26 protein-coding genes are annotated in these 26340 nt (G+C 72.8%); 23 read left to right on the forward strand and 3 right to left on the reverse strand.

What is annotated here, in order from left to right:
* Nucleotides 1-29: 29 nt before the first annotated feature.
* From DAETH_RS00205 to cobT, 17 genes are all read left to right on the forward strand, one after another.
* Entirely contained in the window at nucleotides 30-311 is a 282-nt protein-coding gene (locus tag DAETH_RS00205; RefSeq protein WP_264777457.1) for a hypothetical protein, read from the forward strand.
* A complete protein-coding gene (locus tag DAETH_RS00210) occupies nucleotides 308-1234 on the forward strand; it encodes a metal ABC transporter permease (protein WP_264775962.1) in 927 nt (308 codons plus the stop codon). The genes DAETH_RS00205 and DAETH_RS00210 overlap by 4 nt, the downstream gene beginning before the upstream one ends.
* A complete protein-coding gene (locus DAETH_RS00215) occupies nucleotides 1231-2115 on the forward strand; it encodes a metal ABC transporter permease (protein WP_264775963.1) in 885 nt (294 codons plus the stop codon). The genes DAETH_RS00210 and DAETH_RS00215 overlap by 4 nt, the downstream gene beginning before the upstream one ends.
* 147 nt (nucleotides 2116-2262) lie before the next feature.
* The gene (locus tag DAETH_RS00220; RefSeq protein ID WP_264775964.1) at nucleotides 2263-3003 is read left to right on the forward strand and encodes an adenosylcobinamide-GDP ribazoletransferase; all 741 of its coding nucleotides are present in this window, start codon (nucleotides 2263-2265) and stop codon (nucleotides 3001-3003) included.
* Between the two features lie 4 nt (nucleotides 3004-3007).
* Complete coding sequence (locus DAETH_RS00225; protein ID WP_264775965.1) at nucleotides 3008-3574, forward strand: histidine phosphatase family protein; 567 nt, start codon at nucleotides 3008-3010, stop codon at nucleotides 3572-3574.
* A gap of 305 nt (nucleotides 3575-3879) precedes the next feature.
* Nucleotides 3880-4755, forward strand: coding sequence for an ABC transporter substrate-binding protein (locus DAETH_RS00230; RefSeq protein ID WP_264775966.1), 876 nt, complete (start codon nucleotides 3880-3882; stop codon nucleotides 4753-4755).
* Entirely contained in the window at nucleotides 4752-5366 is a 615-nt protein-coding gene (cobO, locus tag DAETH_RS00235; RefSeq protein ID WP_264775967.1) for a cob(I)yrinic acid a,c-diamide adenosyltransferase, read from the forward strand. Before DAETH_RS00230 ends, cobO begins: the two co-directional genes overlap by 4 nt.
* A 22-nt stretch (nucleotides 5367-5388) precedes the next feature.
* Nucleotides 5389-6072, forward strand: coding sequence for a HoxN/HupN/NixA family nickel/cobalt transporter (locus DAETH_RS00240; protein WP_264775968.1), 684 nt, complete (start codon nucleotides 5389-5391; stop codon nucleotides 6070-6072).
* The gene (locus DAETH_RS00245) at nucleotides 6069-10478 is read left to right on the forward strand and encodes a cobaltochelatase subunit CobN (protein WP_264775969.1); all 4410 of its coding nucleotides are present in this window, start codon (nucleotides 6069-6071) and stop codon (nucleotides 10476-10478) included. The genes DAETH_RS00240 and DAETH_RS00245 overlap by 4 nt, the downstream gene beginning before the upstream one ends.
* A 43-nt stretch (nucleotides 10479-10521) precedes the next feature.
* A complete protein-coding gene (locus DAETH_RS00250) occupies nucleotides 10522-10764 on the forward strand; it encodes a type II toxin-antitoxin system Phd/YefM family antitoxin (protein ID WP_264775970.1) in 243 nt (80 codons plus the stop codon).
* Complete coding sequence (locus DAETH_RS00255) at nucleotides 10761-11150, forward strand: type II toxin-antitoxin system VapC family toxin (RefSeq protein WP_264775971.1); 390 nt, start codon at nucleotides 10761-10763, stop codon at nucleotides 11148-11150. The genes DAETH_RS00250 and DAETH_RS00255 overlap by 4 nt, the downstream gene beginning before the upstream one ends.
* Before the next feature lie 16 nt (nucleotides 11151-11166).
* Complete coding sequence (locus DAETH_RS00260) at nucleotides 11167-12879, forward strand: VWA domain-containing protein (protein WP_264775972.1); 1713 nt, start codon at nucleotides 11167-11169, stop codon at nucleotides 12877-12879.
* A gap of 184 nt (nucleotides 12880-13063) precedes the next feature.
* A complete protein-coding gene (locus DAETH_RS00265; RefSeq protein ID WP_264775973.1) occupies nucleotides 13064-14008 on the forward strand; it encodes a CobD/CbiB family cobalamin biosynthesis protein in 945 nt (314 codons plus the stop codon).
* Nucleotides 14005-15030: a pyridoxal phosphate-dependent aminotransferase gene (locus DAETH_RS00270; RefSeq protein WP_264775974.1), complete on the forward strand. Its 1026-nt coding sequence runs from the start codon at nucleotides 14005-14007 to the stop codon at nucleotides 15028-15030. Before DAETH_RS00265 ends, DAETH_RS00270 begins: the two co-directional genes overlap by 4 nt.
* Nucleotides 15023-16435 carry a cobyric acid synthase gene (locus DAETH_RS00275; RefSeq protein ID WP_264775975.1) on the forward strand — a complete coding sequence of 471 codons (1413 nt, stop codon included), beginning with the start codon at nucleotides 15023-15025 and terminating at the stop codon, nucleotides 16433-16435. The genes DAETH_RS00270 and DAETH_RS00275 overlap by 8 nt, the downstream gene beginning before the upstream one ends.
* On the forward strand, nucleotides 16432-16968 hold the full coding sequence (cobU, locus tag DAETH_RS00280) for a bifunctional adenosylcobinamide kinase/adenosylcobinamide-phosphate guanylyltransferase (RefSeq protein WP_264775976.1): 537 nt from the start codon (nucleotides 16432-16434) through the stop codon (nucleotides 16966-16968). Before DAETH_RS00275 ends, cobU begins: the two co-directional genes overlap by 4 nt.
* Before the next feature lie 22 nt (nucleotides 16969-16990).
* Nucleotides 16991-18097, forward strand: coding sequence for a nicotinate-nucleotide--dimethylbenzimidazole phosphoribosyltransferase (gene cobT / locus DAETH_RS00285; protein WP_264775977.1), 1107 nt, complete (start codon nucleotides 16991-16993; stop codon nucleotides 18095-18097).
* Nucleotides 18098-18103: 6 nt separating this feature from the next.
* On the opposite strand, the gene DAETH_RS00290 is transcribed toward cobT, so the two are convergent.
* The gene (locus DAETH_RS00290) at nucleotides 18104-20350 is read right to left on the reverse strand and encodes a putative bifunctional diguanylate cyclase/phosphodiesterase (protein WP_264775978.1); all 2247 of its coding nucleotides are present in this window, start codon (nucleotides 20348-20350) and stop codon (nucleotides 18104-18106) included.
* A 168-nt stretch (nucleotides 20351-20518) separates the two neighbouring features.
* Here DAETH_RS00290 and DAETH_RS00295 point away from each other — a divergent pair, with 168 nt between their 5' ends.
* Both DAETH_RS00295 and DAETH_RS00300 read left to right on the forward strand, forming a co-directional pair.
* Nucleotides 20519-20761 (forward strand): hypothetical protein, encoded by a 243-nt coding sequence (locus tag DAETH_RS00295; protein ID WP_264775979.1) that lies wholly within the window; start codon nucleotides 20519-20521, stop codon nucleotides 20759-20761.
* On the forward strand, nucleotides 20758-21405 hold the full coding sequence (locus DAETH_RS00300; RefSeq protein WP_264775980.1) for a phosphoribosylanthranilate isomerase: 648 nt from the start codon (nucleotides 20758-20760) through the stop codon (nucleotides 21403-21405). The genes DAETH_RS00295 and DAETH_RS00300 overlap by 4 nt, the downstream gene beginning before the upstream one ends.
* A 179-nt stretch (nucleotides 21406-21584) precedes the next feature.
* On the opposite strand, the gene DAETH_RS00305 is transcribed toward DAETH_RS00300, so the two are convergent.
* Together DAETH_RS00305 and DAETH_RS00310 are read right to left on the reverse strand one after the other, a co-directional pair.
* On the reverse strand, nucleotides 21585-22463 hold the full coding sequence (locus tag DAETH_RS00305) for a metalloenzyme domain protein (RefSeq protein WP_264775981.1): 879 nt from the start codon (nucleotides 22461-22463) through the stop codon (nucleotides 21585-21587).
* Nucleotides 22464-22496: 33 nt separating this feature from the next.
* Nucleotides 22497-22775 (reverse strand): hypothetical protein, encoded by a 279-nt coding sequence (locus tag DAETH_RS00310; RefSeq protein WP_264775982.1) that lies wholly within the window; start codon nucleotides 22773-22775, stop codon nucleotides 22497-22499.
* Nucleotides 22776-22873: 98 nt separating this feature from the next.
* On the opposite strand from DAETH_RS00310, the gene DAETH_RS00315 reads away from it, so the two are divergent.
* The 4 genes from DAETH_RS00315 (at nucleotide 22874) to DAETH_RS00330 (ending at nucleotide 26292) form a co-directional block, all read left to right on the forward strand.
* Entirely contained in the window at nucleotides 22874-23794 is a 921-nt protein-coding gene (locus DAETH_RS00315) for a carbon-nitrogen hydrolase family protein (RefSeq protein WP_264775983.1), read from the forward strand.
* Complete coding sequence (locus DAETH_RS00320) at nucleotides 23787-24320, forward strand: GNAT family N-acetyltransferase (RefSeq protein WP_264775984.1); 534 nt, start codon at nucleotides 23787-23789, stop codon at nucleotides 24318-24320. Before DAETH_RS00315 ends, DAETH_RS00320 begins: the two co-directional genes overlap by 8 nt.
* 133 nt (nucleotides 24321-24453) lie before the next feature.
* A complete protein-coding gene (locus tag DAETH_RS00325) occupies nucleotides 24454-25485 on the forward strand; it encodes a S66 family peptidase (protein ID WP_264775985.1) in 1032 nt (343 codons plus the stop codon).
* Between the two features lie 54 nt (nucleotides 25486-25539).
* A complete protein-coding gene (locus tag DAETH_RS00330) occupies nucleotides 25540-26292 on the forward strand; it encodes a metallophosphoesterase family protein (protein ID WP_264775986.1) in 753 nt (250 codons plus the stop codon).
* Nucleotides 26293-26340 lie beyond the last annotated feature (48 nt).

A 26340-nucleotide genomic window follows, 5' to 3' on the forward strand; every position in this document is an offset into this window, starting at 1 on the left:
CTCTCGCGCAGGAGGCCAACCTCACCTTTATGGACGAGCCCTTCGCGGGGGTGGACGCGGTGACGGAGCGGGCCATCGTGGACGTGCTGCGCGAGCTGCGGCGGGAGGGCCGCACCGTCGTCGCCGTCCACCACGACCTCGACACGGTGCGGGACTACTTCGACCACGTGGCCCTGCTCAACGTCTCCCTCGTCGCCAGCGGGTCGACCGAGGCGGCCTTCACCCCGGCCAACCTGCGCGCCGCGTACGGGGAACGCCACGGGGCCCTCGCCGCCGCCCTCGCCGGGGACCTGCCGGGGGCGGCGACATGACGCCCCTCGACTTCCTGGGCGACTACACCCTGCGGAGCATCCTGCTCGGCTCGGCGCTGCTGGGGCTCGTGGCGGGCACGCTGGGCACCTTCAGCGTCCTGCGGCGCCAGAGCCTGATCGGGGACACCGTGGCCCACGCCGCGCTGCCGGGCATCTGCGCGGCCTTCCTGCTCACGGGCACGCGCGACACGCTGGGGCTGCTCCTCGGCGGAGGGGTGAGCGGGCTCGCCGCCTCGCTGCTCGCGCTCGCCATCCTGCGGTACAGCCGCCTGAAGGAGGACGCCGCCCTGGGGGTGACCTTCAGCGCCTTTTTCGGGGTCGGGATCGCCATGCTCACCGCCATCGGCAAGGGCGGGAACGCCGCGCAGGCCGGGCTCGACAAGTTCCTCTTCGGGCAGGCCGCCGCGCTGACGCAGGGGGACGTGATCCGCTTCGCCCTCCTCGGGGCGCTGGCGCTGGGCACCGCCGCCCTGCTCCACAAGGAGCTGAAGGTCACCCTCTTCGACCCGGACTTCGCGCGGGTGCAGGGCTGGCCCGTTCCGGCGCTTACCGCGCTCTCGACCGCGCTCACCGTCCTCGCGGTGATGATCGGCCTCCAGACGGTCGGGGTGGTGCTGATGGCCGCCATGCTGATCGCCCCCGCCGTCGCCGCGCGGCAGTGGACGCGCAGCCTCTCGGGGATGCTGGGGCTCGCGGGCGCCCTCGGGGCGCTCAGCGGGGCGCTGGGGGCCGGGCTGGGCCTGAGCGTCTCCCCCGGTGCGGGCAGCCTGCCGACGGGGGCCGTGACGGTGCTCGCCGCGACCGCGCTCGCGGTGCTGTCCCTGCTCGTCGCCCCGCGCCGGGGGGTGCTCGCCGGGGTGGTCCGGCAGCGGCGGGTTCGCGCCCGGCTCCTGCGTGGGTCGAACTCCGGGGGGCGGGCATGACCCCCGCGCCGCTCCCCCTCGACTTCGACCTCGTGATCGTGGTGACCGCCGTGTTCGTGGCGTGGGCGTGCGGGCTGCTGGGCCTCTTCCTGGTGCTGCGGCGGGAGGCGCTGATGAGCGACGCGATCAGCCACTCCGCCCTGCCCGGCATCGTGGCGGGATACTGGGTGACGGGCGGCAGCCTCGCCACGCTGCCCGCGCTCGTGGGGGCGGCGCTCTTCGGGCTCGTCACGGTGGCCCTGACCGCCCTCCTCACGCGCAGCGGACGGGTGAAGGCGGACGCGGCGCTGGGGCTGGTCTTTCCCGCGCTCTTCGCCGCCGGGGTGATCGCGGTGAGCCTGAACTACAGCAACGTTCACCTGGACCTCGACGCCGTGCTGTACGGAGAGATCGCGTACACGCCCTTTCGCACCGGGTGGCTCGGCCTGCCGGTGGGGTGGCTCCTGATAGGCGGGATGCTGCTCGTCAATGCCCTCTTCGTCGGCCTGCTTTTCAAGGAGCTGCGGCTGAGCACCTTCGACCCGTGCCTCGCGCGCACCCTGGGCTTCTCGCCCGCCCTGATCGGCGGGGCGCTCCTCACCCTCGTCGCGCTGACGACCGTGGCGGCCTTCGACGCGGTGGGGGCGGTGCTCGTCGTCGCCTTCATGATCGTGCCCCCCGCCACCGCCCTGCTCCTCACCCGCCGCCTGCGGCAGGCCCTGGGGCTCACCCTGCTGGCGGGCCTGAGTGCCAGCGCCGTCGGCTACGCCCTCGCCCTCGCCCTCGACGCGAGCATCACGGGGGTGATCGCGGGAGTGCTGGGGGTGCAGTTCACGCTGGCGCTGCTGGTCCAGGCGGTGCGGGCCCGTCGGGTGAGAGGGAGTGCGCGGTTGGGTGGGTGAGAAGAGGGAGTCGCACCGACCACGTTACCGGGGCACCCCGCCCGTTCACCCCCACCCGGCCTCCGCCCTCAAGGGGGAGGAGCGAAACGCCCCGCTCGCCCAGCATCCACCGCCTCCCTGTGCCACCATCCCCCTCGTGATTCGTCCATGACCGACCCCCGCTCCCCCTGGCGGCGCCAACTCGACGCCGCCCACCTCGCGCTGACCTTCCTGACCACGCTGCCCCTGCCGCACGTGCGCGAGGTGAGGGAAGGAGACTTCGCGCGGGCGAGCGCCTACTACCCGCTCGCCGGGTACGCGGTGGGCGGGGTGGTGGCCCTCCTGCTGTGGTTCCCGTTGCCCCTCCCGGACGGGGTGCAGTCGGCCCTGGCGGTGGGGGCATGGTTGGCGGTCACGGGGATGCTGCACTTCGACGGGCTGGTGGACAGCGCCGACGCCCTGTTCGCCATGAAGAGCCCCGAGCGGCGGCTGGAGATTCTGCGGGACGTGCACGTGGGGGCGTTCGGCCTCGCCGTCGGCGTACTCGCGCTGCTGACCCTGTGGAGTCTGCTGGCCGCGCCGATCCCCGCCTATGCCCCGGTCGTCGCGGCGGTGGTGGCGCGGACGGTGCTCCTCGCGCCCATGAACCTGTACCCGGCCGCGCGGCAGGAGTCGTTGGGGGCCCACTCGCGGGAGGGGCGCTGGGGGGCCGCGTTCCTGATCGCCCTGCCCGCCCTGCTGCTGCCGGGCGCGTGGGTGGCCACCCTCGCCGGGCTCGCCGCCGCGCTCCTCGTCGCCCGTTTCGCCGCCGCCCGGCTCGGCGGGGGGTTGAACGGCGACACCTACGGGCTCGTCGTCGTGACGGCGGAACTCGCCGCCCTGTGCGCCTTCGCATGGGGGCGGGGGTGAGGGCGTGCTGACCCTCCACCTCGTCCGCCACGCGCCCACCCTTCCCAACGCCGAGCGCCGCTATCCCGGCGAGGACGAGGACGCGCCGCTCTCCCCGGAAGGTCGCGACCTCGCCCGAACCCTGCGCCTGCCCACGCACGCGGCGGCCTTCACCTCCCCCAGCCGCCGTGCGCGTGAGACTGCCATGCTCGCCGGATTCACTCAGGCCGTTCCCACCCCGGCCCTTGCGGAGGCCCGCTTTGGTGTCATAGCGGGGCGGACCTGGGCGGAGTTGGAGGAGACGTTCGGGGACGCGCCGCGCGCCTGGATCGACGCTCTGGATGACCCCGGCGCGGACGGTGGGGCTCCGGGAGGGGAGACGGGCCGGGCCTTCCATGCCCGCGTCTGGGAGTGGCTCGCCACCCTTCCCGATTCCGGCGAGGTCGTCGCTTTCACCCACGCCGGGCCCGTCCGGGCAGCCCTGCGCCTGACCGTCGGTCTGCGTGCCGTCGCCGCCCCACCCGGCACCGTTGCCACCCTGCGGCGAGCGGGGGAAGACTGGTGGCTGACGGCCCTGTGTCCGCCCGGGTGAGGTTCCGAATTGTCCCCCGGGTTGCCTTTGACCCCCTTTCCTCTGTTACCCTGCCCGAACCTGGTGTCGGGGAAGTCCGGTGAGAGTCCGGCGCTGTCGCGCAACGGTAAGCGGGCTCCTGGCCCCGCAAGCCCGAATGCCACCCAGGGACGCCTCCAGACGGAGGCACCTCTCGCCGTTAGAGGGCCAGCTTCGACCGCGCATCCCCCGGCCCTGCGCCGTGATGCCCGCTCCGGCCCCGGCTGGAGCGGGCTTTCGCCGTGCGCCCCCTCCCGCTGCCCGCCCCGCACGCCGGAGTTCTCCCCATGCGTCACCTTCCCCGATTGCTCACCCTCTCCGCCCTGCTGTCCGGCGCTGGCCTCGCCACCTCCTACCCCCTCACGGTCAGGGACGACCTGGGGCGCACCGTCACCCTGACCCGCGAGCCCCGGCGCATCGTCTCCATGCTGCCGAGCCACACGGAAACGCTCGTGGCCCTCGGGGCGGGGGAACGGCTCGTGGCGGTGGACCGCTTCAGCAATTATCCCAGGGCGGTCACCGACAGGCTCCCCAAGGTGGGCAGTGCCTTCCAGCCGGACATCGAGGCGATCCTCGCGCTGAAGCCCGACCTCGTGCTGGCGGACGAGTCGAGCAGCTCGCGGCTGACCCAGAAGCTGGAGCAGGCAGGCCTGACCGTGTACGGAGGCAGCGCCCAGACGTACAACGAGGTCTTCGAGAAGATCGGGGTGCTCGGCAAGCTCACGAACCGGGAGGCGGCGGCCCTGAACCTGATCACCCGGATGCGCGGCGAGCTGAACACCCTTCAGGCCACGGTTGCCCGGCTACCCAAGGTGAGCACGTACTACGAGGTGGACCCCGCGCCATACTCCGTCGGCCCGAACTCCTTCATCGGCACGCTGATCACCAAGGCGGGGGGGCGGACCATCGTGCCCGCGCGGCTGGGGGACTTCCCCAAGATCGACCCCGAACTCATCGTGCAGGCGAACCCGCAGGTCATGGTCGGTGTGCCGCTGGCGGAGGCGCGCACCCGCCCCGGCTGGGCGGGGCTCCAGGCCATTCGTGCCGGGCGCGTGTACACCCCCAACCCCGAGGAACGCGACGCCCTCTCGCGCCCGGGTCCCCGCCTGCCCGACGCCCTGCGCGCCCTGATCCGGTGGCTGCACCCGGAGGCGCTGAAATGACCGACCCCGAGACCGCCACCCGCCGCGAGGCCGCGATGCGAGAACTCGCCGAGGCCCGTGACTCCCACCAGAAGCGCGAGGACCTCTCCAGGGGGCGCCGGGGCCTTTTGATCGTGAACACCGGCAGGGGCAAGGGCAAGACGACCGCCGCCCTGGGCCTGATGATGCGGGCGCACGGGCGGGGGCTGCGGGTCCGGCTCTTCCAGTTCCTCAAGCATGAGAACGCGAAATTCGGCGAGCACCGCACCCTCGACGTGCTGGGGCTGGAGTACGAGGGGCTGGGCGATGGCTTCACCTGGCGCTCGCGCGACCTGGAGAACTCCGCCGATCTTGCCGCGCACGGCTGGGAGCTGGCGAAGGCGGCGATCCTCTCCGGGGAATACGACCTCGTGGTCCTCGACGAGTTCACCTACCCCCTCAAGTTCGGCTGGGTCGCCTGGCCCGACGTGGAGGCGATCCTGAGAGCCCGTGACCCGGGGCTCCACGTCGTCATCACCGGGCGGGACGCGCTGCCGGAACTGATCGAACTCGCCGACACCGTGAGTGAGATTCAGCCCGTCAAGCACGCCTACAACGCGGGGATCGGCGCGCAGGCGGGAATCGAGCATTGATGCGCCCCCTCGGGAGGAGCCGGTGACCCTCACCCTCGCCCTCGTCTTCGCGCTGGGGCTGCGGCACGGCCTCGACGCCGATCACCTCGCGGCCATCGACGGCTTCGCGCGGCTGCGGCCGAGCCGCTGGACCGGCGTGCTCTTCGGGCTGGGGCACGGGCTCGTCGTGACCGTGTTGGCGCTGCTGGTCGGGGATCTGGGGGAAGGGTTCGGGCTGGACGGCCTCGCCCCGTACCTCTTCCTGGGGGTGGCGGGGCTGAACCTCTGGCGTCTGTCGCGTCCCGCCGCTCCGCACACCCACCGCTCCTCGCCCCTGCTCACCGCCGGGCCGTTCGTCGTGGGGCTGCTGCTGGCGGTCGGCATGGAGACGAGCAGCCAGCTCGCCGCGCTCTCGCTCGCGCACAGCGTCCCGCCGCTCCTCCTGGGGCTCACCTTCACGCTCGGGATGGTGCTGGCGGACGGGTTCGACGGCCTGCTCGCCGCGCAGCTTCAGAGGGGGCGGAATGCGGACCCCCGCCGCTCCGCACTGGCCTCACGGGCGATGGGGTGGATGGTCGTGGGACTCTCCATGCTGTTCGCCCTCTCGGGCTTCGCGGCGGTGGACCTCGGCGGGGTGGCTGGTCCCCTTGGCCTCGTGGTGTTCGGGGCCCTCGTCGCCCTGCGGGTCTGGAGCCGCCTGGGAATACGGGGAGGACAGCCCGCATGAGCACGTCCCGGCAAACCAATTCCAGACAGCGCGTGACGCGGGCCGACGGGCGCACGATCAACGTGGTCCGCAAGCGCGGGCACCTGAGTTACTGCTTCCACGGCTGCTGCTGCGGTCGGACGGATAAGGGGTACGCCGCCGCGCCCGTCGAGGTCTACAAGGAGGAGTGGACCCGGCGCAAGATCAGGAACGCCGTCCACCTCACCAAGGGGGGCTGCCTGGGGCCCTGCTCGCTCGCCAACGTGGCCCACCTCGTCTTCGACGGGCACGACGTGTGGTTCCATTCGGTGAACGACGCGTGGCTGGTGCGCGCCATCTTCGATTACATCGAGGCGATGCTCAGCGCGGACGGGTATCTGCCGCCTCCGCCCGAACTCGTGGAGTACACCTTCAACTATTACGCGTGGGACGCGGCGGGGGGCGCGCCTGCCGGGACCGTCCCCCTGCCCCTCGCCACGCCGGACGCACCCGCCGAACTTTCCGGGCTCGCCTTCCTGACCCATGCGGACACGGACCTCCTCAACCTCCGCGCGGCGCAGGAGACCTTGCCCCCCGACTTCGGCCCGCTGACGGGGGTGGCGCTGGGCGGCGTCCGCTCGGAGGCGCAGATGGCGACGCTGCTTTCCGGTGCGGTGGGGCAGGCCGAGATCGTCCTCGTGCGGATTCACGGGAAGTTCTCGGCGGTGCCGGGGGCGGAACTGCTGCTCGACCACGTGCGCCGGGCAGGGCAACACCTCCTCCTTGTCAGCGGCACGAATGAGCCGGATACGGAATTGGCGGCCCTCAGCCTCGCGCCCGCGCACACGCTCGACACGGCGCGGGCGTACCTGGCCGCGAGCGGGTGGCAGAACACGCGCGAACTCCTGCTGTCCCTCAGCGACACGCTGCGGCTGACGGGGTACGGGGCCCAGCCGCCCCTTGCCCTGCCCGAACACGGCATCCATCACCCCGACCTGCCGGAGAACGCGACGCTGGAGGACTGGCAGCGGCTCCGCACCCCGGGCCGCCCCGCCGTCGGCGTCCTGCTCTACCGGGCGCACGCGCTGAGCGGCAATACGGCCTTTGTCGATGCGCTCGTCACTGCACTCGATGAGGCGGGGGCTGATGCCCTGCCCGTCTTCACGACTAGCCTGAAGGACGTGGACGGGAACGGGGACCCGAAAGCCTTCGGCCTGCTGCGGGGGCAGATAGACGCCCTGATCTCCACCCTCTCCTTCGCTATGGCCGACGTGCAGGCGGGGGACGTAACGGCGGCGGGGGCGAACGTCGGCGCGCTTTCGCGGCTGGGCGTGCCCGTCGTGCAGGGCATCACGAGCGGCGGGGCGCGCGGCCCCTGGGAGACGAGCGCGCGGGGGCTGAACCCACTTGACACGGCTATGAACGTCGCCCTCCCCGAGTTCGACGGGCGCATCATCGGCGTGCCCTTCGCCTTCAAGGAGAAGGAGGCGGGGGACGCCGCGCGCCTCGTCGCCGATCCCGAACGCACTGCCCGCCTCGCTGGCATCACCGTCCGGCTCGCCCGCCTGCGTCACCTGCCGAACCACGAAAAGCGGCTTGCCTTCGTCTTCACCAACTCGACCGCGAAGGCGTCGCAGGTGGGGAACGCCGTGGGGCTCGACTCTGCCGCCTCCCTCCTGCACATCCTCCGCGCGCTGGAGGCCGAAGGGTACGACGTGGGCGAGTTGCCGGACACGAGCGACGAACTCATGCACGCCCTCCTCGCGCGCACGACGTATGACACGACGCAACTCACGCCCGGACAACTCGCGCAGGCTGCCGCGCACGTCCCGGCGGACCTCTACCGCTCGTGGTTCGCCGACCTCCCCGATTCACAGCAACGCCGGATGCGGCAGCAGTGGAGCGAGGCGCCGGGGTCGGCCTACGTCCACGACGGCGCCCTCGCCCTGGCCGGGCTGTACCTCGGCAAGATGTTTGTCGCCCTGCAACCGCCGCGCGGGTACGGCATGGACCCGGACGCGATCTACCACACGCCCGACCTGCCGCCCACCCACCACTACCACGCCCTGTACCGCTGGCTGCGCGAGCCTCCCGAGCAGGGGGGTTTCGGCGCGGACGCCATCGTTCACGTCGGCAAGCACGGCACGCTCGAATGGCTGCCGGGCAAGGGGGTAGGGCTGAGCGCGAAATGCTTCCCCGACTCCCTGCTGGGCGACCTGCCCCTCTTTTACCCCTTCGTCATCAACGACCCGGGCGAGGGTACCCAGGCCAAGCGGCGGGCGCACGCGACTGTCCTCGACCACCTGCCGCCGCCGCTGACCCGGGCCGACACCTACGGGCCGCTTGCCGAACTCGCCGCGCTGGTGGACGAGTATTACCAGCTCGAACTCCTCGACCCCTCGAAGCTGCCGCTCCTTCAGGGGCAGATCTGGGACCTCGTGCAGCGGGCCAACCTGGGCACGGACCTGGGCACTATGCTGCGGCGTGACCACGGCGACCACGTGCACGAGTGGGACGAGGCCTTCACCCCCGAGGGCGTGCCCGTCACCCTGACCGAGATGAACGGCCCCGACGTGGCGCACCTGCTTGAAGACATCGACGGCTACCTGTGCGAACTGGGCATGGCGCAGATTCGGGACGGGCTGCACGTGCTGGGGCAGCCGCCGCGCGGCGAACAGCTACCCGAGATGCTGCGCGCCCTGACACGGCTGGCGAACGCCGAGGTGCCGGGGCTGCACGCGGGGCTCGCGGGGGTGCTGGGGCTGGAGTTGGGGGCGCTGCTGGACAGTCCGGGGGGGAGGTTGACGGGGGAGTCGCGGATGGGCCCCCTCACCCCGGCCCTCTCTCCTTCGGAGCTGTACCAGTCCCACGAGGGGAGAGGGAGCAAAACTCCAGACCTCAGCGACCTCGCGGGCCGCCCCGTCCTGACCCACGGCGACGCGCTCGAACTCATCGACGAACTGGCGCTGCACCTCTACCAGACGCTCCAGGCACGAAATTTCGACCCCGCTGCTGTCCCTGATGCGCTCGCCCTCACGCTGGGTTCGCTGGACCATTTCGGCACTCTGCCCGCCACACTCAATTACGCCTGCCGGGTGCTCAAACCCAATCTGGACGCCACGACCGACGAGATCACCCACCTGCTCGCGGGCCTCTCGGGGCGCTACGTCCCCGCCGGGCCAAGCGGCGCTCCTTCTCGCGGCCTCGCCCACATCCTGCCGACCGGGCGGAACTTCTACGCCGTCGATCCGCGCGCCCTGCCCTCGCAGGCGGCGTGGACGGTGGGGAGCAACCTCGCGCGGGAGGTGCTGGAGCGGCACCTGAAGGAGGCGGGCGCCTACCCCGAACACGTCGCCATCAGCGTCTGGGGCACGAGCAACATGCGGACGCAGGGGGACGACGTGGCGCAGATTCTGGCGCTGCTCGGCGCGCGGCCCGTGTGGCACCCGCAGAGCCGCCGCCTGACGGGGGTCGAACTCATCCCGCTGGAGGAGCTGGGCCGCCCCCGCATCGACGTGACGGTGCGCATCAGCGGCTTTTTCCGCGACGCCTTCCCGCACCTGATCTCCCTGCTCGACGAGGCGGTGAACCTCGCCATGCAGGCCGACGAGCCCCAGGAACAGAACTACCCGCGCAAGCATTACCTCGCCGACCTGGCGGGCCGCCTCGCCGAGTTGCCCCCTGAGGAGGCGCAGTCACGCGCCGCTTACCGCCTCTTCGGCAGCGCGCCGGGCACCTACGGGGCGGGCATGCTCGACCTGATCAACGAGGGGAACTGGAAGGATGACGCGGATTTCGCGCGCACCTTCGTCAACTGGGGCGGGTACGCCTACACCGCCGCCGAGGCCGGAACGGACGCCCGCGAGGACTTCCGCGCCCGCCTCGCCGTCACCCAGCTCGTGCTGCACAACCAGGACAACCGCGAACACGACCTCTTCGACAGCGACGACTACCTCCAGTTCTTCGGCGGGATGATCGCGTCGGTCCGGTCCCTGAGCGGCGCCCAGCCCCGGCACTACTTCGGGGACACGGCGAACCCCGAGCGGGCGCGCGTGCGTGACCTGGGGGAGGAGGCGCTGCGGGTGTACCGCTCGCGGGTGGTGAATCCCAAGTGGCTCGACGGCATCCGCCGCCACGGCTACAAGGGCGGGCTGGAGCAGACGGCGACGGTGGACTACCTCTTCGGCTTCGACGCGACGGCACAGATTGCCCACGACTTCATGTACGAGGGGGTGGCGCAGACCTACGCCCTCGATCCCGAGAACCAGGCCTTCCTGCGCGAGTCGAATCCCTGGGCGCTGAATGCCATCGCCGGGCGACTGCTCGAAGCCCACGCCCGCGAGCTGTGGAGGCCGGAGGCGGAGACGCTGAACGCTCTCCAGAACCTCCTCGCCGAGAGCGAGGGGCTGCTGGAGGGGCGGGGCGAGGTGGGGCGGGTGGGGGGATGAGCGCCCTCACGTTCCTTTGGGTCAGTTCGACTAAGCTTAGCTCATGCCTGAGATCGTCAACATCCATGCAGCCAAGACACACCTCTCAAAGTTGGTGGAGCGTGCGGAGCGGGGAGAGGAGATCATTATCGCCCGGGCTGGGAAACCCAGCGCACGCCTCGTGCCTCTGGCGCCGACCCGGCAGCGTGAGTTCGGCTTCCTGGCCGGACAGGTCGAAATTACCGAGGATTTCGCCCGCGAGTCCATGCGCCCTCTCAGTGAGGAAGAACTGGCGGACTGGGAGTGAGGCTGCTCCTCGACACCCACATCCTGTTGTGGGTGACGCTCAAACCCGACCTTCTGCCCTCCTCCCTGCGCGCCCGACTGCTCGACCCGGAGCATCAGATCATCCTGAGTGCTGTCAATGCCTGGGAGATGTCCATCAAACACCACGCGGGAAAGTTGCCCGAGGCCGCCCCACTCCTGACCGACTTTCCCGCAGTGGCCGCCAGCCTGGGTGCCGAGGTGTTGAACATCATGCCAGCGCACGCCATCAGGGCCGAGGCGCTCGACTGGGCCCACCGCGACCCCTTCGACCGGATGCTCGTCGCGCAGGCGTTGGAGGAAGGCTTGCGGCTGGTCACGCTCGACGAGAGCGTCACCTCCTATCCACAGGCGCCCATCCTGCGTTAATACCGGGGGGTCGCCCATGACCGTTCCCCTCTACCCCCTCTCCGCCGTCGCCCACCAGCCGGACCTCGTGCTGGCCCTCTCGCTGCTGGCCGTCTCGCCCGACATCGGCGGCGTCCTGATCCGGGGCGACCGGGGCGCGGCGAAGAGCACGGCGGCGCGCGGGCTCGCGGCCCTGCTGCCCCCCGCACCGGACGGCACGCCCGCCCCCTTCGTCAACCTGCCCCTCGGGGCGACCGAGGACCGGGTGGTGGGCACCCTCGACCTCGACGCGGCGCTGCGGGGCGAGGTGCGGCTGCGGCCAGGATTGATCGCCACCGCTCACGGCGGCGTGCTCTACATCGACGAGGTGAACCTGCTCGCCGATCACCTCGTGGACGTGCTCCTCGACGTGGCGGCGATGGGGGTGAACCGGGTGCAGCGCGACGGCCTGAGCGCCGAGCACCCCGCCCGCCTCGCCCTGGTCGGCTCCATGAACCCGGAGGAGGGAGGGCTGCGCCCTCAGTTCCTCGACCGCTTCGGGCTGTGCGTGGACGTGCAGGCGCCCGCCGCGCCAGGGGAGCGGGCGGAGATCGTGCGGCGACGGATGCGCTTCGAGGCCGACCCGCCCGCTTTCGTGCAGGAGTGGCGAGGGGAGGAGGAAACCCTCGCCGCACGCCTCGCCGCCGCCCGTGTCCGGCTGCCTCGTGTCGTCATGCCGGATGGACTCCTGGACACCATCGCCGCCCTGAGTGCCGGGGCGGGGGTGCGGAGCCTGCGTGGCGACCTCGTGCTGCACCGGGCCGCACGGGCTCTTGCCGCGTTGGAGGGCCGGGAGGAGGTGCGGGAAGGCGACCTGCACCGCGTCGCGCCCCTCGTGCTGACGCACCGCCGTGATCCCAGGACGCCGCCGCTGCCACCCCCACTGCCCGCTCCGCCGCAGGAGACTCCACCACCCCAGACGGACATGCCGCAGGAATCCTCACAGGTCCCCTCGACGGACGGCCCCGAGGAGGTCTTCGCGCCCACCGCGAACACCGCCCGCCTCAACCTCCCGCCCGTCTCCGCCGCTCCGGGCGCGGGTCGGGGCGAGGGCACCCCAGGCCGCACCGTCCGCGCCGTCCCCGACCCCCAGCCCGTCACCCTCGCCGTTCCCGACACCCTGCGCGCCGCCCTGACCCGCACGGCGGTCGGCGGGGGCGGCATGGTCACCCTGCGCCGTGAGGACTTCCACGCCCCTGTCCGCGAGGAGACGGGCGGGCGGCGAGTCCTCTTCGTCGCGGACGCGAGCGGCAGCATGGGCACGCGCGAGCGGATGGGGGCGGTGAAGGGGGCGATGCTCGGCCTCCTACACGAGCAGACGCGCCGCGACCGGGTGGCCCTGGTGACCTTCCGGGCGACGGGGGCCACGCTTGCCCTCAGCTTCACCCCCAACCCGCAGGCCGCCGAGGCTGCCATTACCGCCGCGCCGACCGGGGGCCGCACCCCCCTCGCCCACGCCCTGACCCTCGCCGCCGAGGTGCTGGTGGGGGAGCGGGGGGCGCAGCTCGTCCTGTTCACCGACGGGCGGGCGAATGTGCCGCTCACGGCGGGCGGGGACGCCTGGGCCGACGCTCTCAGCGCGGCCCGTGCCCTGCGCGGCGTGTCCGCCCTCGTCGTGGACACCGAGACGGGGCACGTGCGGCTGGGCCGGGCGGCGCAACTCGCCGGGGCGCTGGGGGCGGAACTCACGACCCTGGGGGCCCCCGCGTGAGGCGGCCCGACCTCGCCGCCCGCCCCGCTGGGGACCGTCCTGCACGGACACGAGTTCCAGCACCGCGTCCTCATCCTCTCGCCGGTGCGGGCCGCTTACGCCCGGGTGAACGGCTCCGGGCAGAGGGTGGAGGTGGGCTCCCCGTGTCCTCACCTGCCCGCCGCCCCACGGGACGGACCCGCTGATGGAGGCGCCGTCTGGCGGGGACCTGCGGGTGAGGGGGAGGCGGTCGGCCCTCCTCCTCGCCCTCGCGCTGGACATGCTGGGGGAGCCGCCCGCGAGCGTGCATCCGGTGGTCTGGATGGGAACTTTCCTGAAGGGGGCGCGGGGCCGCTGGCGCGCGAGGACACCTCTGGGGCAACTCACCGAGGGGGGCGCGTGGTGGGCCCTCGGGGCGGGCCTGACGGCGGGCGCGGGGTGGCTGGCCGAACGCCTTGCGGGCGCCTGGGTCACGCGCGGCGTTCTCCTCAAACCCCTCCTCGCGCGGCGGGCCCTGTTCGGGGCGGTGGGGGAAGTCCACGCCGCCCTCGCCGCCGGGCATCTCCCTGAGGCGCGGCGGCTTCTCACGTGGCACCTCGTCAGCCGGGAGACGGGAGAGTTGAGCGAGGCGGAGGTGGCGGGCGCCTGCGTCGAGAGCCTCGCGGAGAACCTCTCGGACAGCGTGGTGGCGCCCCTGCTGATGTTTCGCGCGGGCGGCCTGCCCCTCGCCGCCCTCTACCGGTACGCGAACACCGCCGACGCCATATGGGGCTACCGCACGCCCGACCTCGAACACGCGGGGAAGCCTGCTGCCCGCGCCGACGACTTCCTCAACCTCGCGCCCGCCCGGCTGACGGCCCTGTGCGCGGTCCTCGCGGCCCTTCCGGCGGGGTTGGATCTCCCCGGCGCGTGGCGGGGGTGGCGGCGGGACGCCCCCGCCACCCCCAGCCCGAACGCGGGTCATCCCATGAGCGCCTTCGCGGGGGCGCTCGGGGTGCGGCTCGACAAGCGGGGGGTGTACGTTTTGAACTCGGGCGGACGGGACCCGGAGGCGGCAGACGTGCCACGCGCCTTGCGCCTTGCCCATTGGACGCTCGCGCTCGCCGTGCTCTCGCTGCTGCTGCCCGCACCCCGCAGGGGGCGTAGGTGACCGACCTCCTCCCGCCCCTCCTGCCCCGCGCCCCACACGGCGGGCCGACCTCCCGCCCCTTCACCGGGCTGGATTTCAGCGTGAACGCCACCCCGTACGGTCCCAACCCCGTTCTCGTGGAGGCGATTCGAGCCGCCGACCACGCCCATTACCCCGACCCGACCTACCGGGACGTGCGGGCCCGCCTCGCCGGGTGGCACGTCTGGGACGCGGAGGGGGTGGCCCTCTCGGTGGGCGCGTCCGACCTGCTGCATCGCCTCGCCCGCGCCTTCCTGCCGCCAGGCGGAACTTTGCTGAGCGTTCATGCCCCCTTCGGCGAACTTGCCCGCGCCGCCGCTCTCGTCGGCGCCGGGGTGCGGGTGACGACGTCTGAGCGGGCTGTCGCCGGAATCACGCCCGGGGTGTCGCTCGTGTACGTCGGGCACCCCCACAACCCCACCGGGCACGCGCACACGGCGGAGGAACTGGGCCGCCTCGCCGACGCCTGCCACGCCGCCGGGGCGCTCCTGATCGTGGACGAGGCGTACGCACCCTTCACCGCCGCCCCGACCCTACCCCCCCACCCCGCCGTGGTGCGGGTGCTCTCGCCCGGCAAGGCGCACGGGCTCGTCGGCGCGCGGCCCGCCTACGCGCTGGCCTCCCCGGAGGTGGCCGCCCGCCTCGACAACCTGGCCCCCGCGTGGCACCTCCCCGCCTCGACCGCCGCCGTCCTCGCCGCGTTGCCCCAGGGGGAGGGGTTTCTGGGGGAAACGCTGCCCCGCGTGGCCCGGGAAGCGCGCGTCCTCGCGGCGGCGCTCTCGAACTTCGGCCCGGTCGAGCACCACGGCACCCCGTACCTCACCCTGAGGGTCGGGGACGCCTCACGCGTCACGGAGGATCTGCTGGAGCGCGGCGTGAAGGTCCGGGACTGCGCGAGTTACGGCCTGCCCGACCGTATCCGTGTGTCCACCCGCCTGCCGGAGGAGAACGCGCGCCTGGTGATGGCCGTGCGGGATGTGCCGGGGGGAGGCCGACATGGGTAGGGCGATCATGATTCAGGGCTGCACGAGTAACGCGGGCAAGAGCTACCTCGCCGCCGCCCTCTGCCGCGCGCTCGTGGGCGAGGGCTACCGGGTGGCCCCCTTCAAGGCCCAGAACATGAGCAACAACGCGGGCGTCACCCCCGCCGGGCTGGAGATGGGCCGGGCGCAACTCGTGCAGGCGCGGGCGGCGCGAGTAGTCCCCGACGTGCGGATGAACCCCGTCCTCCTCAAGCCCGAGGCCGACACCCGCTCCCAGGTCGTCCTGCTGGGCCGCGCCGACCCCGACCTGACCGCCCTGGGCTGGCGCGAGCGCAAGGCGCACCTGTGGCCGCACGTCCGCGAGGCGCTGCACAGCCTCCTGGACGAGTACGACGTGGTGGTCATCGAGGGGGCAGGCAGCCCCGCTGAGGTCAACCTGCGCTCCAGCGACATCGTGAACATGCGGGTAGCGCTCGAAGCCCGCGCCGGGGTCCTCCTCGCCTGCGATATCGACCGGGGTGGGGCCTTCGCCCACCTCCTCGGCACCTGGCACTGCCTCACGCCCGAGGAACGCGCCCTTGTGCGCGGTTTCGTCCTCAACCGCTTCCGGGGCAACCCCCGGCTGCTCTCGCCCGCCCCCGAGTGGCTGGAGGCACAGACCGGCGTGCCCACCGTCGGCGTCGTGCCCATGCTCGACCTCCCCCTGCCCGAGGAGGACGGGGTGGCGCTCGACGGCCCGCAGGCAGGGGCGGACGGCGGCTTCGTCGCCATCGCCCGGCTGCCGCGCGTGTCGAACCTCGACGAGTTCGCCCCGCTGGGCCCGCTCGCCCGCTGGGTGTCCACGCCCGCCGGGATGGAGGGCGCCCGCGCGGTCATCCTGCCGGGGAGCAAGAGCACCGCCGCTGACCTCGCGTGGCTGCGCGCAGCCGGGCTGGCGGGGGCCGTCACCCGCGCCGCGCTCTCCGGGGTGCCGGTCCTCGGCGTCTGCGGCGGCCTCCAGATGCTCGGCCACACGGTCGGCGACCCGCACGGCGTGGAGGGTGGGGGAGAGGTGCCCGGCCTCGGCCTCCTCGACCTCTCGACCGAGTTCGCCTCCGAGAAGACCACCCTGCTCACCACCCTCACCGACGCGGAGACGGGGCTGAGGCTGAGCGGGTACGAGATTCACCACGGGCGGACCGTCGCCGGGCCGGGCGTGCAGGAACTCGCCCCGGGCCTGCTCTGGAGATCGGGCAACGTGCGGGGCACCTATCTCCACGGCCTGCTCGAAAACCCCGCCTACCTCGAACGTTTCTTGGGCTGGGCAAGCCTGACTCCTCCCCGGGCGCTCGACAGCTTGGACGCTCGCCTCGACGCCATCGCCGCCCGGGTGAAGGCGAGCCTCGACTGGCCCCTGATCCAGCGGCTCGCCGGGGAGGGGACGTGATCGTCTTCGTCACTGGAGGGGCGCGCAGCGGCAAGAGTACCTTTGCCGAGCGGCGGGCCGCCGCCTCCGGCGAGACCGTCACCTACCTCGCCACCGCCCAGGCCTTCGACGCGGAGATGGAAGACCGCATCAATCGCCACCGGGCCGACCGACCGGCAGGCTGGCTGACGGTGGAGGAACCGCTCGACGTTCCCGCCGCCCTGCGCGCCGCCTCCACCCCGACCGTCCTCCTCGACTGCCTGAGCCTGTGGGTGAGCAACCTGCTGCTGGCCGATCTGGACGACGACGCCATCCTCGCCCGCGCGGGCGCCCTGCTCGCCGCCGCCCGCGCGCGAGGGGGCCTCACCGTCCTCGTGACGAACGAGGTGGGGTTCGGCATCGTCCCCGACAACGCCCTCGCCCGCCGCTTCCGGGACGTGCTCGGCTGGGTCAACCAGCGGGCCGCCGCCGCGAGCGACGAGGCGTGGCTGCTCGTCAGCGGGCTGCCCGTTCGGCTCAAGCCCGCGCCTTTCCCATTGACCACTCCCCACTAACCACTTCCCCCGAAGGAGCCCCATGCCCACCCCCCCCTGCCCCCCCGAACTCGCCGCCCTCGTCCACGCCGTCCAGCCCGCCGACTCCGCCGCGATGGACGCGGCCCGCGCGCGGCAGGCGCAACTCACCAAGCCCGCCGGGGCCCTCGGCGACCTGGAGGAGTTGGGGGTGCGGCTCGCGGGCGTGTTCGGAACGGACCGGCCCCACCCGCGCGGGGTGGCGGTGATCGTGGCGGCAGGGGACCACGGGGTCGCCCAACCTGACACGGAGGGGGGCGGGGTGAGCGCCTACCCCCCCGAGGTCACCCCCGCGATGGTGGCGAATTTCCTGGCTGACACCCCCGCCGGGCCGGGCGGCGCCGCCGTGAACGCCATCGCCCGGACGGTGGGGGCGCGGGTGTACGTGATGGACGCGGGGGTGAACGCCGACCTGCCCCCTTCTCCCGCCCTCGTGCGCGCGGCGGTGCGGCGGGGCACCCGCGACCTGCGCTGTCAGGCGGCCATGACCCGCGAGGAAGCGACCACCCTGATCCTGGCGGGCGCGGCCCTCGCTCGCCGGGCCATCGAGGAGGGCGCCGACCTGATCGTCCCCGGCGAGATGGGGATCGGGAACACCACGCCCGCCGCCGCGATGACGGCCCGGCTGCTCGGCCGGGACCCCGCGCTCGTCACGGGCCGGGGGACGGGGGTGGACGACGTGACCCTGGGGCGCAAGGTGGAGGCGGTGCGGCGAGCCCTGGCCCGGAACGGCAGCGACCCCGGCGACCCCCTGGGCGTCCTCGCCGACCTCGGCGGCTTCGAGATCGCGGCGATGCTGGGGGTGATGCTCCAGGCGGCGGCGTCACGGCGGGCGGTCATTCTCGACGGCTTCGTGGAGGGCTCGGCCGCCCTCGTCGGGGTGGCGCTCGCCCCGGCCCTGCGGGGCTTCCTGTTCCCGGCGGGCGAGTGCGCGGAGGTCGGGCACGCCCCTCAACTCGCGCACCTGGGGTTGAGGCCGATGTTCCGCCTCGGCCTCCGGTTGGGGGAGGGGACGGGCGGGGTCCTCGCCGCGCCGCTGCTCCTCGCCGCCGCTGCCACCCTGCGCGAGATGCGGACCTTCGCGGAGGCGGGGGTGCCCGGCGGGGGGTGAGGCCGGCTACCCGGCGTTGCGGAGTTGCTCAGGCCGGTCCACGGCGTTTCCCCCGGCTAGGAAGGCCGGAATCTGCTCGGGCGTCAGCGGGCGGGAGAGGAGGTAACCCTGCCCGTAGTCGCAGCCCAGGGCCCGGAGCCGTTCGAGCTGGGCGGGAAGCTCGATGCCCTCCGCGACCACCCGCAGCCCCAGGTTCTTCGCCATGCTGACGATGGTGCGCACGAGTTCGGCGCTCCCCTGGCTGCTCAGCATCCGGTCAATGAAGGAGCGGTCGATCTTGAGGGCGTCGACGGGGTACGACTGGAGGTAACCCAGCGACGAGTACCCGGTGCCGAAGTCGTCGATGTGCAGCCCCACGCCCAGCCGCCGGATGCGCTCCAGGGTCTCGCGGGTGGTCTGCGAGTGTGTCAGCAGGACGCTCTCGGTGAGTTCGATCCTGAGGGCGTGGGGGTCGAAGCCCGTCTCCGCCAGAATCGCGCTCAGGGCGGTGTACACGTCGGGCGCCGCGAGGTGCCGCCCCGAGAAGTTGACGCTGAGCGTGAGGGGCGGGGCGGCGGGAAGCCGGCGCTGCCACACCCGAACCTGCGCGCACGCCTCGCGCAGCACCCAGCGGTCGAGCTCCTGGATCAGCCCGCTCTCCTCGGCGACGCCCAGGAAGTCGGCGGGGGAGAGCAGGCCGCGCTCGGGGTGCTGCCAGCGCAGCAGCGCCTCGAAGCCGACGGTGCACCCGGTCCCCACCGCCACGATGGGCTGGTAGAGCACCCGCAGCTCCCCCTGCCGCACGGCGCGGCGCAGGTCGCGCTCCAGGGTGATCAGGTTCAGCGCCTCGGCGCGCATCTCGGCGTTGAACACCTGATATCCCGCCCGGCCCTGCGCCTTGGCGCGGTACATGGCGATGTCCGCGTCGCGCAGCACCTCCGCCGCCGAGCCGTACTCCCGGTCGCCGGGCACAATCCCGATGCTCACCGAGATCGTCAGCTCGTGCCCCTCCACCTCGAAGGGCCGCTGGAGCACCGCCCCGATGCGTTCGGCGACCGCCGTCGCGTCCCCCACGCCGCCGGCGGGTTCGAGCAGCACCGTGAACTCGTCGCCCCCCAGCCGGGCGACCGTGTCGGTGGCGCGCAACTCGGCCCGCAGCCGCCGGGCGAGCGCGACGAGCAGGGCGTCGCCGACCGGGTGACCGAGCGAGTCGTTCACCGCCTTGAAGCGGTCGGTGTCGAGGAACAGCACCGCGAAGCCGGGGCCCTGCCCCGCTCGGGCCCGCGCCAGGGTGTGCGCCAGCCGCTCGTTGAAGAGGGCGCGGTTGGGCAGGCCGGTGAGCGCGTCGTGCCGGGCGTCGTGCCGCAGCCGCCGGTTGGCCTCCTCCAGCTCGTCGTTGAGCTGCCCGAGGGCCTCCAGCGTCCGCCGGCGCTCGCCGATGTCGAGCCCGTACCCGATCATGAGTTCGAGGTCCCCCGCCTCCGAGAAGACCGGGCTCAGGCAGCGCAGCCAGTGCCGCTCCCCGCCCTCCGGGGTGGCGAGGCGTTCCTCCCAGGAGAGCGTCTGCCGGGTCCGGGCGGCCTCCTCGAAGTGCCGCCGCCGGTTCTCGGCGAGGGCGGGGTCGAAGCCCCGGTGGGCACAGTACTCGACATCGTCCCGGCCGATGATCCACTCCCGGATCTCGTCGTTCTGAATAGCAGCGGGGTTGCAGAAGACGTAGCGGTGGTCGCGGTCGAACACGGCGAGCGGCGCGGGCACCGCGTTCAGGACCCGCTCGTACGAGCGGCGCTGGGCGAGCAGCACCTGCGCCTCGCGCCGCTGCTCACTCACGTCGGTGCCCGCGAAGACGCACCCCAGCACCTCGCCCGCGTCGTCGCGCAGGGGGTACAGCCGCGAGAGCATGTGGCGCTCCGAGCCGTCCGCCGTGCCCAGCCGCAGCTCCACCCGCCCGAACGCCTCGCCCCCGAGCACCCGGCGGGTCAGGTCCGCCAGCCGACCCGCCTCCTCGTCCGGGCACAGCCGGGTGACCGGCTCCCCGACCCGTTCGGCCCCGCACAGGGCGACGAAGGCCCGGTTCGCGTGGCGGACGCGGCCCTGGCGGTCGGTCACGAAGATCGGGTTGGGCGAGTGTTCGACCGCCTGGCGCTGCCACGGCGCGGCTCCCGCGAGCAGGCCGTCCAGCCCTTCCAGAAAGGCCCGCCACGCCCGCGCCGTGGGGGGCGTGGCCGCGTCGAGGCCCAGGCGTTCGAGGTGGTGGACAAGCTCCGGCAGCACGGCGAGACCTCCTGCGGGCTCCCGGCGTGGGGCCGGGCCGCTGGAACCCACTCTAGGAACGGACCTCTTACGCCGTGCTTGCAGCCGGGTGGGGAAGCCCACCTTGAGAAAACGCCCGCCGCCGGAGGGGTGCGGGAGAGCCGCGCCGCGCGCCACAATGGGGGCCCTATGAGCGACCCCGACCGCGAACTCAACTTTGCCCGGACCATCCTCGGCGAGCGCCCCTTCCGCGACGTGCCGGACGAGGAGGTCCTGCGCGAGTCCGAACGGCTCCTCAGCGAGTGGATGTCCGGCGAGGCCCGCCTGGAGCGCCCCAAGCTCTACGACCACTATGCCCTGTTGCTCGTGGCCCTCGTCCGCCGCGTCCGCGAGCTGGAGGCACGCGTGACGGCCCTGGAGGAGCGCGCGTGACCCTCCCGGCCCCTGTGCGGGTCAAGGTCTGCGGGACCACGAGCGTGAAGGACGCCGTCCTCGCCGCCGAGGCGGGGGCCGACGCCCTGGGCTTCATCTTCGCGCCCGTCAGTCGGCGGCGAGTCTCCGTGCCCGTGGCGCGCGAGGCGGGGCTGAACGTGGGCCCGGCGGTCGCCCGGGTGGGCGTCTTCCTGGGGCAGGGCCTCGACGAGGTGCTGCGCATGGCGGAGGGGGCGCGGCTGAGCGCCGTGCAGCTCCACGGCCCCCTGCCCGACCTTTACGTCCGGGAGGTGGCCCGGTATTATCCCGTGCTGCGCGTCCTGCGTCCCGCCGACCTGCTGGCGGGCGCGGGCGGGCAGACCCCCCCTCCCCCCGGTGTCACCCCCATGCTCGACGCCCCGGAGCCCGGCGGCGGGGTGCCCCTCGACTGGGCGGCCCTGCGAGACGTGTTTCCCCCGGGTGCCTGGCTTGCGGGAGGCCTGGGACCCGAGAACGTGGCCCAGGCCGTCCGCACCCTGCGCCCCGCCGGAGTGGACGCCGTGAGCCGCCTGGAGGCAGGCCCCGGAGTCAAGGCTCCCGAGCGCGTCCGCGCCTTCGTCCGGGCGGCGAAAGAGGCGTGGCCCCCCGAGTTATCCACAGGTTGACGCCTGCCTGTGGATAACTTTGTGGAACTCTTCCACCGCCTTCACAGCCCTGAGAAATAACGTCCCAAACAGCTTTTATTGGCGCTCTCCGAGGGACGACGGCGCCGGGCGGTCCCGGGTTGTCCACAGGGGTTGTGGATAAGTCTGTGGATAACTTCTGGACGCCGTCGGGGCGGGCTTCAAGCGTTTTTGCTCCCGGAAGGGTCGTCTTCCAGGCCGAACCACCCGGCGATCCTGCGCCCCCCGTCCATGATGTCGCGGGGGGGGTTCGCCCCGGCTGGCGGCCCACCGAAGGCGGCGAAGGGCACCCGCGCGAGGGTGTGGGCCTTGACCCCCAGGTTCTCCAGGTTGCCGTGATCGCTCGTCAGCACGACCCAGGTGCCCGCCTCCAGCAGGCCGCTCAACAGGGCGTCCACCCGTGCGAGGTAGGCCCGCCCGGCGCGCAGGACGTCCGGCGGCGTCGGGGTGCGGCCCCGGTGACCCAGGAAGTCGCCGAACCACAGGTCGCAGGCGAGCAGGTCGTATTCCTCCGAAGTGCGCGCCAGCTCCTCGCCGAGCCGCCCGATCTCGCCCGGGGGCATCACCTCCAGCCAGGGCTCGGCGTACCCCAGGCCCAGGGTCGCGGGAACAGGGGGCACTCCGGGGGGGTTGAGTTCCGCCCCCGCCGCCTGGAAGGAGAAGGGGAAGCAGCCCGCCCGGGGCCTGCGGGCCTGGGCCGCGAAGTAGCCCGGGGGGTAGTGGTTCGCCAGCGCCACCCGCGCGCCCGCCCGGGCCAGCCGCACGGGCAGGGCGTGGGCGCGCAGCAGGCCTTGCAGGGTGGGCCCCGGGTGCGGCCCGAAGTGCTCACCCATCCGCCGCACCGCGTCCCGGCCCGTCAGCCAGCAGGTCTGCCCGGTGCCCGACTGTGGCAGACCCGGCACCCCGAGCGTCGCGTCGAGCGCGTGCCCCGCCTCCACGAGGGGGCGCAGGGTCGGGAGGCTCTGCTCCCACACCGACCCCGGCGGCGCGTCGTGCGGGTGGCCCACACCGTCGAGGGCCAGCCAGACGAGACCGCTCATGCGGGGCAGTTTAAAGGCAGGCCCGTCCCCCCGTCAGGTCTGCCCGGAGGTCGGTAGCCGCGCCACCGCCTCCTCGAAGGCCTCGGGGAAGCGCGGGTGGAAGTCGGACTCGGCGATCACCTCGTCCCCGCGCAGCCACCGGAACCTGAAGCCGTCGCCGATCTGGAGGGTGCCCGTGAGCCCAGCCTCCAGCAGACGCTCGGCGGTAGTCCGCTGCTCCTCCTCCAGGCGTTCCTCCCAGTGCCGCTCCATGTCGCCCTGCCGCTCGACCTCGCCGTCCGTCAGGTCCTCGAATCCGCCGCCCGTCGCCATGCCCCAGGGTAGCCCGTCCCGCCCCGGGCCGCGCTTCATCTGTCCTTGCCAGAGGTGAGCCCATCCTTCCCCACCCCTCCGGCACGTACACTCCTCCCATGAGTGTCCTGCGTGTGGCGGCGGCGGCGTACCCGGTGGACTTTCACCCCGGCTGGGAGGCCTACGCCGCGAAGGTGACGGCCTGGGTGGAGGACGCGGCGCGGCAGGGGGCGCGGCTCCTCGTCTTTCCCGAGTACGGCTCCCTTGAACTCGTCAGCCTTCTGCCGACCGAGCTGCACCACGACATCCTCGGGATGCGGCCCGCCCTGCAAACCTTATTACCCGACTTCCTGGCGCTGTATTCCCGCCTGGCGCGGGCGCACGGCGTGACCATCGTGGCGGGGAGCTACCCCACCGCCGAGGGCGAGGGTTTCGTCAACCGGGCCTTCGTCTTCGGGCCGGACGGCTCGCACGCCCATCAGGACAAATTGATGATGACCCGCTTCGAGGCCGAGGAGTGGTGCATCGACCCCGGCGCCGGCGTGCGCGTCTTCGAGCTGGGGCTGGAGGATGAGTCGGTCACCCGCTTCGGCGTCGCCATCTGCTACGACAGCGAGTTCCCGGCGCTCGCCCGCCGCCTCGCCGAGGGGGGCGCGGAACTCCTCGTCGTGCCCTCCTTCACGGCGGCCCGCTCTGGTTACACCCGCGTCCGGGTGGGGAGCATGGCCCGCGCCCTCGAAAACCAGATGTACGCCCTCCACGCCCCCCTGATCGCCGACGCCGACTGGACCTACGCGGTCGAGCAGGCCAGTGGAAAGGCCGCCCTGTACGCCCCCGCCGACCTGGGCCTCCCGGAAGACGGCCTCGTCGCCGAGGGCGAGTGGAACACCCCCGGCTGGCTCGTCGCCGACCTTGACCTGAATCTCACCCGCCGGGTCCGCGACTCCGGTCACGTCCTGAACTGGCGCGACCGCCACGCCGCCCAAGAGCGCCCCACCGAGGCCGAGGTCGTCCCCCTGGCCGCCCCCACCCGTGCCTGAGGACCCCCGCCTCAGCGTCCGGGTGCTCACCGCCGCCGACGCCCCCGCCTACCGTGAGGTCCGCCTCGCCGGTTTCCGAAACGATCCCCTCGCCTTCGTCACGACCGCCGGGGAGTATGGGGCTCGGCCCCTGTCCGAGATTGCCGCGCGGCTCGACCCCACGTTGGAGGTCGTCAACTTCGGCGCCTTTCAGGGGGGTGGGCTCGTCGGCATCCTCACCGTCCTGCGGGAGACGCGGCCGACTCTGGCGCACCGGGCGCTCATCGTGGGGGTGTCCGTCCTCCCCGAAGCGCGCGGACGGGGAGCGGGCGCGGCGTTGGTGGGGGCGGGCGTCGCTCAAGCCCGCGCCTGGACAGGCGTGACCTCCCTGCATCTCTCCGTTACAGAAACTCAGGACGCAGCCCGCCGCCTCTACGAGCGCCACGGCTTCCGGGTGTGGGGCACCGAGCCCGACGCGGTGCGCCACGGGGAGACAGTGTACGCACAGCACCACCTGTGGCTGGACCTGAAAGAGTCGCGTGCATAGATTGACGCCGGACGTATAGAGCGCTATATTCCTTCCATCACCGCCCGACGAGGCGGCTTTTTTTGTGCCGCCGCAGGGTTGGGTAGGCCACCCGGCGCATCTCCGCCCCCGGTTCCCCCCGTACCCTGGCCGCGTGAGTCCCCACTTCATCCGCCCCCCGCGCCTCGTCCCCGGCTCCCGCGTCGCGGCCCTCAGCCTGAGCAGCGGTTTCGTCACGGAGGTGATGGGCCGCTATCACGCTGGTGTGCGGCAGGTCGCGGGCACCCTCGGCTGGGAGGTCGTGCCCGCCCCGAACGCCCTGCGCGGCCCGGAGTACCTGTACGCCAACCCCGAGGCCCGCGCCGACGACCTCCACTGGGCGCTCCACAACCCGGACATTCACGGCATGGTCAGCGTCATCGGCGGGGACGACTCGGTGCGGCTGCTGCCCTTCCTGGACCTGAACCTTATCCGCGCCCACCCCAAGGCGTTCCTCGGCTACAGCGACACGACGATCACCCTGACGCAATTCCTGCGGGCGGGCGTGAGAGCGTACTACGGGCCCTCGCTGTTGACCGACCTCGCGGAGAACGGCGGGATGCATCCCTTCGTCGCACAGGGCCTGCGCCGCGCGCTGGTGGAGGAACCGCGTCCCTTCGACCTCGCCCCCGCCCCCGAGTGGACGGAGTTCCGGCAGGACTGGGCAGACGAGACGTTGCAGGAGGTCCGCCGCCCCTTCCACCCTGGCGACGGCTGGGTGTGGTTGCAAGGGACGGCTACCGCCGAGGGGCACCTGATGGGCGGATGCCTGGAGGTGCTCGACATGTTGAACGGCACGCCGGGTTGGCCTGCCCCGGACCTCTGGCAGGGCGCCGTCCTCGCCCTGGAGACGAGCGAGGACGTGCCCCCACCCGCGCAGGTGGGCTACTGGCTGAGGAATTACGCCGCACAGGGCATCCTCGCCGGGGCTGCCGGGCTCCTGCTCGCCCGCCCGCGCGGCTACACCCCCGAGATGAAGGACGACCTGTACCGCTGGGTTCGCCGCATCCTCGCCGAGGCGGGCCGGGCCGACCTCCCCGTGGTGGCGAACGTGGACTTCGGGCACACCAGCCCGCAGCTCACCCTGCCCCTCGGCGGCCTCGCGCGGCTCGACCCGGCGTTGGGGCGGGTGACGGTCACCCCCTGAGCGGGGAGCTCCTCCCCTGGTCGCTTCGACGCGCCGGGCCGCTATGATGACGCGGTGCGGCTCCTGCTGCTCTCCGACACCCACGCCAACCACGCCGCCCTGGAGGCGGTCTTGCGGGACGCTGCCGCCCGGCGCTTCGAGCGGGTCGTCCACCTCGGCGACGCGGTGGGCTACGGCCCTCACCCGGCCGAGGTGCTCCAGACCCTGCGCGACCTGAAGGCCGTGTGCGTGATGGGCAACCATGATCAGATGCTCCTCGACTACGCGGACGGGCGCCGAGCGGCCCGCGAGAGTGTCGTCTCGGTCGCCCTACGCTGGCAACAGGGGCGCCTCGCCGAGCGTGACCTGAACATGATACGTACCTGGCGCGACGGCATCGACGACCCCGAGGTGGGCGCCCGCTACCGCCACGGCTCGCCCGTTAGCCGCGACGAGTACATCGACTCCGTGACCGCCGCCCGCGAGGCCTTCGCGGGGTGGGGGGGGCGCCTCGCCTTCGTGGGCCACACCCACATCCCCGGGGTGTACGCCACCCTGAACGCCCCGGTCGGCGAGTGGATCAAGTTCCAGGGCTTTCCGGAGGGCGGGGGCTACCTCGTCCCGCCCGGCGCCCGCGTCATCCTCAACCCCGGCAGCGTCGGCCAGCCCCGCGACGGCAACCCCCGCGCGAGCTACGGCGTCTTCGACACCGAGCGGGCTTCCTTCGAGGTCTTCCGCGTTCCCTACGACGTGGCCCGCACTCAGGAGGCCGCCCTAGAGGCCGGGCTGCCCCAGGTCCTCGCGGCGCGGCTGGCGATAGGGAAGTGATGGGGGGGCGGGAGGCGGTACGCGGTGCGCGGGACAGGCTTCGTCCTC

The organism is Deinococcus aetherius, assembly GCF_025997855.1.
GTDB classification, from domain to species: domain Bacteria; phylum Deinococcota; class Deinococci; order Deinococcales; family Deinococcaceae; genus Deinococcus; species Deinococcus aetherius.

Excerpts from the sequence above, each read along its gene's own strand:
- DAETH_RS00295 (WP_264775979.1), top strand. The coding sequence starts at position 20,519 with ATGAGCGACCCCGACCGCGAACTCAACTTTGCCCGGACCATCCTCGGC.
- DAETH_RS00215 (WP_264775963.1), top strand. The coding sequence starts at position 1,231 with ATGACCCCCGCGCCGCTCCCCCTCGACTTCGACCTCGTGATCGTGGTG.
- DAETH_RS00205 (WP_264777457.1), top strand. The coding sequence starts at position 30 with ATGGACGAGCCCTTCGCGGGGGTGGACGCGGTGACGGAGCGGGCCATC.
- DAETH_RS00310 (WP_264775982.1), bottom strand. The coding sequence starts at position 22,775 with ATGGCGACGGGCGGCGGATTCGAGGACCTGACGGACGGCGAGGTCGAG.
- DAETH_RS00260 (WP_264775972.1), top strand. The coding sequence starts at position 11,167 with ATGACCGTTCCCCTCTACCCCCTCTCCGCCGTCGCCCACCAGCCGGAC.
- cobT (WP_264775977.1), top strand. The coding sequence starts at position 16,991 with ATGCCCACCCCCCCCTGCCCCCCCGAACTCGCCGCCCTCGTCCACGCC.
- DAETH_RS00265 (WP_264775973.1), top strand. The coding sequence starts at position 13,064 with ATGGAGGCGCCGTCTGGCGGGGACCTGCGGGTGAGGGGGAGGCGGTCG.
- DAETH_RS00250 (WP_264775970.1), top strand. The coding sequence starts at position 10,522 with ATGCCTGAGATCGTCAACATCCATGCAGCCAAGACACACCTCTCAAAG.
- cobO (WP_264775967.1), top strand. The coding sequence starts at position 4,752 with ATGACCGACCCCGAGACCGCCACCCGCCGCGAGGCCGCGATGCGAGAA.
- DAETH_RS00245 (WP_264775969.1), top strand. The coding sequence starts at position 6,069 with ATGAGCACGTCCCGGCAAACCAATTCCAGACAGCGCGTGACGCGGGCC.
- DAETH_RS00275 (WP_264775975.1), top strand. The coding sequence starts at position 15,023 with ATGGGTAGGGCGATCATGATTCAGGGCTGCACGAGTAACGCGGGCAAG.
- DAETH_RS00305 (WP_264775981.1), bottom strand. The coding sequence starts at position 22,463 with ATGAGCGGTCTCGTCTGGCTGGCCCTCGACGGTGTGGGCCACCCGCAC.
- DAETH_RS00315 (WP_264775983.1), top strand. The coding sequence starts at position 22,874 with ATGAGTGTCCTGCGTGTGGCGGCGGCGGCGTACCCGGTGGACTTTCAC.
- DAETH_RS00230 (WP_264775966.1), top strand. The coding sequence starts at position 3,880 with ATGCGTCACCTTCCCCGATTGCTCACCCTCTCCGCCCTGCTGTCCGGC.
- DAETH_RS00210 (WP_264775962.1), top strand. The coding sequence starts at position 308 with ATGACGCCCCTCGACTTCCTGGGCGACTACACCCTGCGGAGCATCCTG.
- DAETH_RS00220 (WP_264775964.1), top strand. The coding sequence starts at position 2,263 with ATGACCGACCCCCGCTCCCCCTGGCGGCGCCAACTCGACGCCGCCCAC.